At 70.2% G+C, this 8,551-nt stretch carries 9 protein-coding genes and 1 pseudogene; 8 read left to right on the forward strand and 2 right to left on the reverse strand.

What is annotated here, in order from left to right:
• Positions 1 to 45 precede the first annotated feature (45 nt).
• From WC555_RS05495 to WC555_RS05505, 3 genes are all read left to right on the forward strand, one after another.
• Complete coding sequence (locus tag WC555_RS05495) at positions 46 to 645, forward strand: hypothetical protein (RefSeq protein WP_373251897.1); 600 nt, start codon at positions 46 to 48, stop codon at positions 643 to 645.
• A gap of 103 nt (positions 646 to 748) precedes the next feature.
• Positions 749 to 1,381, forward strand: coding sequence for a LysE family translocator (locus WC555_RS05500; RefSeq protein ID WP_373251899.1), 633 nt, complete (start codon positions 749 to 751; stop codon positions 1,379 to 1,381).
• Between the two features lie 82 nt (positions 1,382 to 1,463).
• On the forward strand, positions 1,464 to 2,012 hold the full coding sequence (locus tag WC555_RS05505; RefSeq protein WP_373251901.1) for a hypothetical protein: 549 nt from the start codon (positions 1,464 to 1,466) through the stop codon (positions 2,010 to 2,012).
• Positions 2,013 to 2,175: 163 nt separating this feature from the next.
• On the opposite strand, the gene WC555_RS05510 is transcribed toward WC555_RS05505, so the two are convergent.
• Complete coding sequence (locus tag WC555_RS05510) at positions 2,176 to 2,916, reverse strand: DUF6065 family protein (protein WP_373251904.1); 741 nt, start codon at positions 2,914 to 2,916, stop codon at positions 2,176 to 2,178.
• A 52-nt stretch (positions 2,917 to 2,968) separates the two neighbouring features.
• On the opposite strand from WC555_RS05510, the gene WC555_RS05515 reads away from it, so the two are divergent.
• The 3 genes from WC555_RS05515 to WC555_RS05525 all read left to right on the forward strand — a co-directional run bounded on the left by WC555_RS05515 (position 2,969) and on the right by WC555_RS05525 (position 6,628).
• Entirely contained in the window at positions 2,969 to 3,499 is a 531-nt protein-coding gene (locus tag WC555_RS05515; RefSeq protein WP_373251906.1) for a prolyl-tRNA synthetase associated domain-containing protein, read from the forward strand.
• Between the two features lie 549 nt (positions 3,500 to 4,048).
• Positions 4,049 to 5,653 (forward strand): bifunctional phosphoribosylaminoimidazolecarboxamide formyltransferase/IMP cyclohydrolase, encoded by a 1,605-nt coding sequence (purH, locus tag WC555_RS05520; protein ID WP_373251909.1) that lies wholly within the window; start codon positions 4,049 to 4,051, stop codon positions 5,651 to 5,653.
• Positions 5,654 to 5,872: 219 nt separating this feature from the next.
• Positions 5,873 to 6,628, forward strand: coding sequence for a dienelactone hydrolase family protein (locus WC555_RS05525; RefSeq protein WP_373251911.1), 756 nt, complete (start codon positions 5,873 to 5,875; stop codon positions 6,626 to 6,628).
• On the opposite strand, the gene WC555_RS05530 is transcribed toward WC555_RS05525, so the two are convergent.
• The gene (locus WC555_RS05530; protein ID WP_373251913.1) at positions 6,625 to 7,089 is read right to left on the reverse strand and encodes an OsmC family protein; all 465 of its coding nucleotides are present in this window, start codon (positions 7,087 to 7,089) and stop codon (positions 6,625 to 6,627) included. The genes WC555_RS05525 and WC555_RS05530 overlap by 4 nt on opposite strands.
• A 102-nt stretch (positions 7,090 to 7,191) precedes the next feature.
• Here WC555_RS05530 and rpe point away from each other — a divergent pair, with 102 nt between their 5' ends.
• Both rpe and WC555_RS05540 read left to right on the forward strand, forming a co-directional pair.
• Positions 7,192 to 7,851: a ribulose-phosphate 3-epimerase gene (gene rpe / locus WC555_RS05535; protein WP_373251915.1), complete on the forward strand. Its 660-nt coding sequence runs from the start codon at positions 7,192 to 7,194 to the stop codon at positions 7,849 to 7,851.
• Positions 7,848 to 8,551 (forward strand): annotated as a pseudogene (locus tag WC555_RS05540) (heparinase); the annotation flags it as partial. The gene rpe and the pseudogene WC555_RS05540, both read left to right, overlap by 4 nt.

Genomic DNA, 8,551 nt, shown 5'->3' on the forward strand with positions numbered 1-8,551 from the left:
CGCGTTCGGCGGACCTTGCGCCCGCACGCTCAAGGAACCCGCCCGATGATCAAGGCCCTCTCCCTCGCCGCCGCCCTGGCCCTGCTGCCGCTCTCGGCCGCCGTCGCCGCCGATGTGCGCGGCCCGTCCGAAGACGCGCTGGAAGCCGCCGCCAACGCCTTCGAGGCCCGGATGGAAGCCTTCGGCGAACGCGCCGAGGCCATTTCCGACGACAAGAGCCTGACCGAGGACCAGCGCGAGCGGCGCATCGCCGCCCTCTGGACCGAATATCAGCCCGACGTCACCGCCTTCACGGCCGCGGCCACGCAGCACGCCTCGTCCATCGCCGCCGAGGCCCTGGCCGACATCGATGTGAACGCGATCGTCTCGGAAGCCCTCGCCGGCGTCGATATCGGCGCGGTCGTCTCGGAAGCCATGGCCGAGGTTCCCGGCGCCCTGGCCGCCGCCCAGGGCATCGCCGCGAACGGCGCCTGGGCCTCCAATGATCCGGAACACATGGCCACCTACGGCCTGGTGGCCGAATACGCCGTCGGCGAGGCCATGGATTCGCTGGATGAAGCCGGGGTCGCCGCCGATGACGCCCAGGCCGCCGAAGATCTCGCCGCCCGGAAATCCGAAGCGGCCAAGGACGCCGACGAGGACTGATCCGCCGGTCCGGCCGAAGCCGCCGCGCCACACACGGTCCCCGACCGGCGGGCCGGCCGCTCAACAGGCTTGACCGTGACCGCCGGCCGACCGACAGGACGGCATGGCCAGCCTGCCCGTCGATCCGCACCTGTATCTGACCTTCCTCGGGGTCATGACGGTGATGGCGATCACGCCGGGCCCGGCCAACGTCTTCTCCGTCGCCAACGGCGTCCAGCGCGGCAAGGCCGGGGCGCTTCTGGGCGTGGTCGGCATGAACGCCGCCACCCTGGTCTGGTTCGGGGCCGCGGCGCTGGGCCTCGGAGCCCTGGTGATCGCCTTTCCGCAGGTCTTCCGCCTGATCTCGATCGGCGGCGCCCTCTATGTGGCCTGGCTGGGGATCAAGGCCCTGCGCGGCGCCTTCGGCTCAGCCCCCGATCCTGACGCGCCGACCGTCCGCATGGGACGCAGCGCCCTCGTCGACGGCTTCATGGTCCAGATCGCCAATCCCAAGGCGGTGCTGTTCTTCACCGCCGTCCTGCCGCCCTTCATCGATGTGAACCGGCCCGCGGCGCCCCAGCTGGCCCTGTTCGCCCTCGCCACCATCGGCATGGACGTCATTTCGATGTCCGCCTACGGTCTGGGCGGGGCCGCCCTTGCGCGACGCATGGGCGAGCCGCATTTCCGCAAGGGTTTCGCGATCATGACCGGCCTTCTCCTTCTAGCTGCAGCTGTCCTTATTGTTTCGCGTTTATAAGGACTTGCAGCCAGACGGAACCGCGCTGTTCATGTCCCGTTCAGCAAGCAGGGCGCGTCGTGACGCGTCAAGGAGAGTTCCCATGAGACATCGGTTCCTCAAGCCCGCGCTTCTGGCGGCGACGGCGGCTCTGGCCCTGTCCGCCTGCGCCACGGCCACCCCCTACGGCCCCGCAGGCGTCGACAGCCGCTACGGCTATGCCGAACAGCGCATCGACGCCGACCGTTACCGCGTCAGCTTCTCGGGCAATTCCGTCACCTCGCGCGACCAGGTCGAGATGGCCCTGCTGCTCCGGGCCGCCGAAGTGACCACCCAGAACGGCTATGACTGGTTCGCCACCGTCAACCGCGCCACCGACCGCGACGTGCGCCTGCAGGCCACGCCCGATCCCTTCTATTACGACCGGTACAGCCCCTTCTGGGGTCCGTCGTGGCGTTACTATCGCCGCGGCCTGTGGAGCCCGTGGGGCGATCCGTTCGGCCGTGATTTCGACGTGCGCGAGATCGACCGGTTCGAGGCCTCGGCCGAGATCGTCATGGGCCGCGGCGCCAAGCCGGCCAACGACCCCAACGCCTTCGACGCCCGCGAGGTCATCTCCAACCTCGGCCCGCGCGTCACCCGGCCCATGTGAGTTAGGGACTAGGTTCTAGGGTCTAGGGTCTAGGGTCTAGGGTCTAGGGTCTAGGTTCTAGGTTCTAGGTTCTAGGGTCTAGGTTCTAGGGTCTAGGTTCTAGGAGCTTCATCATCAATGCTCCCCGAGCCAACCCTAGAACCTAAGACCTAGTCCCTAGAACCTACCCCACCCTTGGCGACTTGAGCCGGCGCTTGTTGACGTGGGTTTCGGGCGCCGTGCCCAGATCCTCGGGAATCTCGCCCTTGAAATAGTAGCGCTGCCACGCCTCCTTGGCGGCGTCGGGGTCGCCCGAGGCCAGCCGCTTGTTGAAGTCGGTGCGGGCCCGGTTCCAGGCCTCGAACTGGCCGTGCATGACCGGATTGGACTCCAGCGAGCGGATCACCGGCTGCATGGTCTCGACCTTGCGGTGCTCGATCGGGGTGATGAAGCAGAAGGGTTCGCCCTTTTCGAACTTCACCTTGCCGGGGCGGGTGAAAAGCCAGTTCATGGTGAAGGGGAAGGGCAGCCAGTCGGTCTCGATCAGGCCGGTCAGCGGCTGGATGCCGTCCTTCAGATGGTTGGGCGAGCCGCCGGCCAGCAGGCCCCAGCCCGGCGGGGTGCGGAACAGATACTGCGGATGCATGGTCAGCACCCCGCGCGAGAAATGCGAGGTCACGACGTGGGTCAGGTCGGCGTTGGGCCGCTCGGGGGTGATGACGATGTCCGCCTGGCTGGGCCCGCCGTTCCATTCGGCGGTGAAGGTCAGGGGGCACAGGATCTCCCAGCCCGTGGTGTTGGCCATGGTCAGCGGCAGGCAGCGATAGGGGTGCCGGCTGGCGAAGGCGTCCATCCAGTTGCGCGATTGCCGGCCGGGCACCAGGTCCGGCGGCGTTTGCGTCATCGGATAGCATTCGAGTTCCACAGGGAGCCTCCGGGCGGTATCGAGGGGACGTCCTCATCCCTAGCGGCGCCGCATGACCCAAGACAAGCCGACCCCGCCTCCCGCCTTCGACCGCGACAGCCTTCTGGCCTGGATGGCGGCGAACGGCGTGGGCCAGACGACCCACGACCACCCCGCCGTCTTCCGCGTCGAGGAGGGGCTGGAGCTCAAGGCCGCCATGCCCGGCGCCCACACCAAGAACCTGTTCCTCAAGGACAAGAAGGGCCGGCTGTGGCTGATCTCGGCCCGTCAGGACACGGTGGTCGATCTGAAGCGGGCGCCGAAAACCATCGGCTCGGACAAGCTGTCCTTCGGCAATGAGGCCCTGCTGTACGAGACCCTCGGCGTGCGCGGCGGGTCGGTCACGGCCCTGGGCCTGATCAACGACCCCGACCGACGCGTGACCTTTGTCCTCGACAAGGCCCTGTGGGACGCGGACATCGTCAACTTCCACCCCCTGACCAACACCGCGACGACGGCGCTGGGTCAGGCGGACTTCCGCCGCTTCCTGTCACTGATCGGGCGCGAGCCCATGGTGGTGGATTTCAGCCGGCTCGGCGACTGACGTTCTCTTTCAGGTGGCTGGTTTCCTCAGGGACCTGTCGACGGCGCGGTTGCGACTGTCCCGGTTGTCGCGGGCCCTCGGCCTGTCCGCGCGCGCATGCACGCTGACGCACCTGTAGTCCTGCCGCGCGTCACCGGTCTGTCGGCCGGTCGGCGCCAATCTGGCGCCTGAACCGCACTCGGTTGCGTCAGCCAGCGCCAGTTGATCGGGTTCCGCCGAGGTGGCGCAGGCGCCGAGTGCGAGTACGCCTCCGGCCAGAAGAATGGAAACGATCGAAACACGCATACGTCGTCCTCCTCCGGGCCGGAGATCGACCCCTGTATTGAAGCAGACACCTGCCAGCGTTGCCCGTCAAGGTTGATGAACCCGGGCCTGACGTTGCGCTTCCAGTTGCAGGCGACATCCCGAACGTCCGGGCCCGATCGCCCATCCGGCGCCCCCCTCCCCGATTTCTCAGACCCGATCCGACCAGGCCGGTTCAATCCGCGAGCGGACAGTGCTAGAGGCGGCGCGTCTCCCCGACCCCCCACGCCAGATACGGACGCCGCCATGCCCGCCGCTCCCGACTTTCCCCCCGCGCCCGACCGCGTGGCGCCGCAGCGCGCCCTGATCTCCCTGTCCGACAAGACCGGGCTGGAGGAGGCCGCCCGCACCCTGCACGCGCTGGGCGTCGAACTGGTCTCGACCGGCGGCACCCGCGCCGCCATCGCCGGCTTCGGCGTACCGGTGAAGGACGTGGCCGAGCTGACCGGCTTCCCCGAGATGATGGACGGCCGGGTCAAGACCCTGCACCCCGTGGTCCACGGCGGCCTGCTGGGCGTGCGCGGCGCGGCCGACCACGCCGAGGCCATGACGACCCACAACATCGGCCCCATCGATATCGTCTGGGTCGACCTCTATCCGTTCGAGGCCACAGTGGCCTCGGGCGGGGGATTTGACGCCGTGGTCGAGAACATCGACATCGGCGGCCCGGCCATGATCCGCTCCGGCTCCAAGAACCACGGCTATGTCGCCGTCTGCGTCGACCCGGCCTCGGTCGCCGAACTGCTGGACGCGCTGAAGGCCGACGGCGCCACCACCCTGGCGCTGCGCAAACGCCTCGCCGCCCGCGCCTTCGCCCGCACCGCCGCCTATGACGCCGCCGTTTCCGGCTGGTTCGCCGGCCAGGTCGGCGACGCCGCTCCGGCGCGCAAATCGATCAGCGGTTCGCTGGCCCAGACGCTGCGCTATGGCGAGAACCCGCACCAGACGGGCGCCTTCTACCGCACCGGGGATACGCGGCCCGGCGTGGCCCACGCCCGCCAGCTGCAGGGCAAGGAGCTGGGCTACAACAACATCGCCGACGCCGACGCGGCCTATGAGCTGGTGGCCGAGTTCGACGGCCCCGCCTGCGTCATCGTCAAACACGCCAACCCCTGCGGCGTCGCCGTCGGGAACGACCTGTCGGCCGCCTACGCCCGCGCCCTGGAATGCGACGCCGTCTCGGCCTTCGGCGGCGTGGTCGCCGTCAACCGGCCCCTGTCGGGCGCCGACGCGAAGCTGATCACCGACATCTTCACCGAGGTGGTCATCGCCCCCGGCGCCGACGACGAGGCGAAGGCGATCTTCGCGGCCAAGAAGAACCTGCGCCTGCTGCTGACCGACGGCCTGCCCGATCCGCTGGCGGCCGGCGAGGTGTTTCGCTCGGTGGCCGGCGGCTTCCTGGTCCAGTCCCGCGACCGAAGCCGCATCGCGCCCGCCGACCTGAAGATCGTCACCCGCCGCCAGCCGACGCCGCAGGAGATCGAGGACATGCTGTTCGCCTTCACCGTGGCCAAGCATGTGAAATCCAACGCCATCGTCTATGCGAAGGACGGCCAGACCGCCGGCATCGGCGCCGGCCAGATGAACCGCCGCGACAGCGCCCGCATCGCCGCCATCCGCGCCCGCGAGGCCGGCGAGGCCAAGGGTCTGGCCCATTCGCTGGCGCAAGGGTCGGCCTGCGCCTCGGAAGCCTTCTTCCCCTTCGCCGACGGTCTGCTGGAAGCGGTCGCGGCGGGCGCCACGGCGGTGATCCAGCCCGGCGGCTCGATCCGCGACGACGCGGTCATCGCGGCGGCGGATGAGGCGGGCGTGGCCATGGCCTTCACCGGCGTGCGGGTGTTCCGGCACTGAAGCCTGGAGCGCTAACGCTCGCCGCGCGGCGGCTCGCTACTTGAGCGCGGACGTCTCCTCCCCGTTCGCCTCTTGCGAATGGGGAGGGGGACCGCGAAGCGGTGGAGGGGTGACGACCGCGCCGCTGCTTGCCCCTCCACCACCCTTCGGGTGGTCCCGCTCCCCATCGCTACGCGACAGGGAGGAGACGGGAGCGGCGCTGACGGCTAGGTTTCCCCCATGCAGACTCTCTCCCAGCGCTGGTCGATGCTCGAGCCCGCCGTCGCCGTCGTCGGCCCCGACGACGTCCGGCCGCGGCCGACGGTGATCCTGTTCCACGGCTGCGGCGGCCTGCGGGGCCATCTGCCGAAATACGCCGAGGCGGCCAGGGCGGTCGGGTGGCGGGCGGTCATCGTCGATTCCTACGCGCCGCGCGGCTGGAGCCGCCAGTTCGCCATGGCCACGGTCTGCCTGGGCCTGCTGTTGCACGGCTGGCAAAGAGCGGGCGACGTGCTGGCGGCCCTGTACGGCGTTTCCCGGCGGCCCGACGTCGACGCCTCCAAGATCGTGCTCGCCGGCTGGAGCCATGGCGGCTGGGGCATCATGGAGGCGATGAGTTCGGACCGGGCGCCGGGCCAGCTGGGCGTCGCCGATCCCGGCGCGGTTTCGCTGGACGGGGTGGTCGGGACCTGGCTGGCCTATCCCTACGTCGGCATCGGCGCCTTCAACCGGATGCGGCCCTGGCGTCATTGCCCGAAGACCTTGGCGGTCATCTCGCGCACCGACCATCTGACCACGGTGCGCAACGCCGAGCGGGTGCACGACATGGTCCGCAATTGCGGGGCGGATGTGGAGACCTGGATCGCCGAGGGCAGCCACGCCTTCGACGAACCCATGGCCGCCGGACCGATGCGCTATCACCCCGAACTGGCGGCCGAGGCCGAGCGCCGGTTCGTCGCCCTGCTGTCCGACGTGGCTGTCGCGCCCCCGGTCTAGCGCGGCTCGATCGTGACCTCGGCCCGGATCGAATTGGCGATGTAGCAGGCCTCGTGGGCGCGGTGATGCAGGGTGTCGATGGCGGCGGCGTCAGGTCGATTGTCGCCGGAGAATGCGACGGCCGGCCTCAGCGTCACGGAGGTGATCGAGGTCTTGCCCCGCTCGTCCCGCCCCAGAACTCCGATCGCCTCATCGCGATAGCGATCGACCGTGAAGCCGCCCTTGGCCGCGAAGGCGAGGAAAAACAGCATGTGGCAGCTCGACAGGGCCGCCACCAGCGCCTCCTCCGGATCGACCGCGGCCGGATCCGACAGCGGCGCCGGCACGAGGTCGGACGGCGCCGAGGACCCGCGGACCTCTGCCCCGCCGTCAAAGCGCCAGTCGTGGGCGCGGGCGTAGCGCCTGTCCAGGAACGGCTGGTCGCCGCGGCTCCATTCGATGGTGGCGAGGTGTTCGCTCATGACTGTCCTCCATTGGGCGATGAACCAGCCGTGTAGCACGACACGGCCGGGAAACCCGGCGCGCGCCTTGCTCCCGCCCGCGACCCGCCTTATCCCGCTGACATGACCGCGCCCCTGATCTGCCCCTCCATCCTGGCCAGCGACTTCGCCCGCCTCGGCGAGGAGGTCCGCGCGCTCGACGCGGCCGGCGCCGACTGGATCCACGTCGATGTGATGGACGGCCATTTCGTGCCCAACATCACCATCGGCCCGGACGTGGTGAAGGCGCTGCGTCCGCACACCGCCCTGCCGTTCGACGTGCACCTGATGGTCGCGCCGGTCGATCCGTGGCTGGAGGCCTATCGCGAGGCCGGAGCCGACATACTGACGGTCCATCCGGAAAGCGGTCCGCACCTGCACCGGACCCTGGGCCGCATCCGTCAGCTGGGGGCGAAGGCCGGGGTGGTGCTCAACCCCGGGACCCCCCTGGGCGTGCTGGAGGACGTCATCGACCTTGTCGATCTGGTGCTGCTGATGTCGGTCAATCCCGGCTTCGGCGGCCAGTCCTTCATCGACTCCACCCTGCGCAAGATCGGCAGGACCCGCGCCCTGCTGGACGCCGCCGGATCGACGGCCCACCTGCAGGTCGACGGCGGCGTGACCGCCGCCAATGCGGGCGCCTGCGTCGCCGCCGGAGCGGACGCCCTGGTCGCCGGCACCGCCGTGTTCCGCGGCGGCCCGTCCGCCTACGCCGCCAACATCCGGGCTCTGAAGGCAGCGTGAGCCCTCTCGGTCCCTTCGCCCGCCCCGAAGCCGACGGTCCCGCGCCGGGACAGATTCCCGGCCTGCGCGGCGCGCCGATGCGCACCCCGGTCCGCACCACCGGCGCTTCGAACGGGCCCGGCCTGTGGCCCGCCGTCATCGGCCGGCTGCTGACCCGCCAGCTGCTGATCGAACTCTATGGCCTGCCCGGCTACAGCCTGACCCTGAAGGGTCGCGCGGCCCAGGGTTTCGCCGCCACGCCGCGCGACTTCCGCCCGGTCGATCCGGCCCAGGGCAAGGCCGTGCTCGGCGGCAAATTCGCCCTCGCCGGATCCAGCCTCGAGGCCGCCGCGCCCGAAGACCCCTGGAACCGGCCCAGCCCCACCCGGGCCTTCGCCGTCGAACTGCACAGCTTCGCCTGGCTGCCGTCCCTGATGCTTCAGGGCGAGCGCGGCGCGCGCGAGGCCGTGCGGCTGACCCTGGCCTGGGCCGACGCCTTCGCCCGTTGGTCGCCCTTCGCCTGGGGCCCGGAGATTCTGGCCCGTCGCACCGTCAACCTGGCCTGCGCCGCCCGCCGCATGGGACAGATCGCCACCGAGGCCGAGCGGCTCAGGCTGGCCGACGTTCTCGGCCGCCAAGGGCGCCAGCTGCTGCGCCCGCCCGGCGGCCTGGCCGGCAAGGCCGAGCGGCTGACCGCGGCCGCCGTCGCCGGCTGCGCCCT

Origin of the sequence: Brevundimonas sp., assembly GCF_041648615.1 — a bacterium.
GTDB lineage: Bacteria > Pseudomonadota > Alphaproteobacteria > Caulobacterales > Caulobacteraceae > Brevundimonas.

What these genes read in the sequence shown, in the direction of transcription:
- WC555_RS05530 (WP_373251913.1), bottom strand. Translation starts at nt 7,089, where the DNA reads ATGAGCGAACACCTCGCCACCATCGAATGGAGCCGCGGCGACCAGCCG.
- WC555_RS05515 (WP_373251906.1), top strand. Translation starts at nt 2,969, where the DNA reads ATGACCCAAGACAAGCCGACCCCGCCTCCCGCCTTCGACCGCGACAGC.
- purH (WP_373251909.1), top strand. Translation starts at nt 4,049, where the DNA reads ATGCCCGCCGCTCCCGACTTTCCCCCCGCGCCCGACCGCGTGGCGCCG.
- WC555_RS05525 (WP_373251911.1), top strand. Translation starts at nt 5,873, where the DNA reads ATGCAGACTCTCTCCCAGCGCTGGTCGATGCTCGAGCCCGCCGTCGCC.
- WC555_RS05505 (WP_373251901.1), top strand. Translation starts at nt 1,464, where the DNA reads ATGAGACATCGGTTCCTCAAGCCCGCGCTTCTGGCGGCGACGGCGGCT.
- WC555_RS05495 (WP_373251897.1), top strand. Translation starts at nt 46, where the DNA reads ATGATCAAGGCCCTCTCCCTCGCCGCCGCCCTGGCCCTGCTGCCGCTC.
- WC555_RS05500 (WP_373251899.1), top strand. Translation starts at nt 749, where the DNA reads ATGGCCAGCCTGCCCGTCGATCCGCACCTGTATCTGACCTTCCTCGGG.
- rpe (WP_373251915.1), top strand. Translation starts at nt 7,192, where the DNA reads ATGACCGCGCCCCTGATCTGCCCCTCCATCCTGGCCAGCGACTTCGCC.